The organism is Bradyrhizobium sp. Ec3.3 (genome assembly GCF_000472925.1).
In the GTDB taxonomy this organism is placed as follows: Bacteria; Pseudomonadota; Alphaproteobacteria; order Rhizobiales; family Xanthobacteraceae; genus Bradyrhizobium.
In genome coordinates this window covers 1-1,519 of record NZ_AXAS01000158.1, presented here as the reverse complement: position 1 = coordinate 1,519, position 1,519 = coordinate 1, and the positions used below count along the sequence as shown (strand labels likewise).

The window sequence follows — 1,519 nt, the reverse complement described above, 5'->3', positions numbered from 1 at the left end:
CGTAGAGCGTGTGAGCCAATTCGCTTTTCTGCATTCGACATCAAGGAGCGGTAGCGCCCCTTGATGGCAAGGAGCCGGCGGCGTCAGGCCGTCCGGTGTGCTTCTACGGTCTATGCTTTAGCGAGATAGTGTCCCTGCAAGATGTTGTTGATGAGGGCGTACCAGAGCACGACGGCACGGACCTTCTCGATACCGCGCACGGTCAATTGCCTGAGGTCCCAGTTCCGCCATCGGGCATGGATGCATTCGCAGATCGTGCGGGCCTGGTACTGTGCCTTGCCGGCTTCGCTGGCCATGCGAGCACGCCAGGCTGCTACTCCAGGACCGTCGCTACTCCGGGGTAAAAAGGGATCGACGCCGCTCCTGGATTTGGGCGGAGGACAGTAAACCTCGATGCCTTCGCCATGCGCCCACTCGATGTCCTCGCCGCTGCAGAACCCGCCATCGACGAGGTAGCGGCGCGGCAAGCGCTTCAGCCGAGCGCGCGTTCGCTCCAGCATTGGTCGCATCAGGCCACGATCTGAGCCGCTGTTGTCGACATCGATCGCGACCACGATCGGTTTGCCGGCTGCACTAGCCACCTGCACATTGTAGGCCGGGCGGAAGCCGGTATCCGCCATCTTCATCACCCGTGCCTGTGGGTCGGTGGTAGAGGCCCGAGGCTCTTTTGGCTTTTTGCCATTGCCGCCCTTGTCGTCGAGTTGCTTTCGCTTGCGCTTGATCTCGGCCAGCGCCGCTTGCGCGGCCTGCACCCGCTCGCCGCGTTCCCGCGCCGCGCGCTCTTTGGCGGCCCGGATACGCCGATTGCTGGCTTCCGGATCCGCATCGACCTCGCGCTTTAGCTCCTCCACCACGGCCTCGGCCTGTGCCATCTGCCGATCCAGCGTCGCCTCCCGGCGGAACGATCCGGTCCCCGCACTCGCCCGTACCCGCACCCCGTCCTGGGTCAGCTTCTCCAGATCGACCAACCCTGCCTCGTTCAGGGCCACCAGATGTTCGACCAGCAAACGGTCGAGCAGGTCGGCACAGCCGACCCGGAAGTCCGACAGCGTGTGATAGTTCAAAGACACGCCGCCGCAGAGCCAGCGGTATACGTCGTGGCTCTCGCAGAGCCGGTCCAGCGCCCGCGCGCTGCCAACACCATCGCTCGTCGCGTACAGCCAAAGCGCCAGCAGCAACCGTGGCGATGGCGCCGGATGACCCGGCCGATTCTCGCGCGCCTTGACCCGATCCTCCAACTCGCTCAGGTCGAGCCCTTCAACATAGGCCCAGATTACCCGCACAGGATGATCCTGCCCGATCAGGCTGTCGATATCGACCGCCCGCAATTCGACCTGGTCGCGCAAGGGCTCACGCAGCCGAGGTGCTCCCCGCGGCACTGCTTCGGTTCGTGGCGCCGACTGTTCCGGCAACTCGCCAAAAAGTCTATCGTCAGCCATCATTCTCTCCAGCAAATCAATCTGCTTAGAGAATCATATCCACCTGACGCTCGATACGAAAAGAGTCACAGCCTCGTAGG

At 63.3% G+C, this 1,519-nt stretch carries 1 protein-coding gene; it reads right to left on the bottom strand.

The window, feature by feature from the left end:
• Nucleotides 1-110 precede the first annotated feature (110 nt).
• Entirely contained in the window at nucleotides 111-1,442 is a 1,332-nt protein-coding gene (locus tag YUU_RS0145885; RefSeq protein ID WP_051390292.1) for an IS1182 family transposase, read from the bottom strand.
• Nucleotides 1,443-1,519 lie beyond the last annotated feature (77 nt).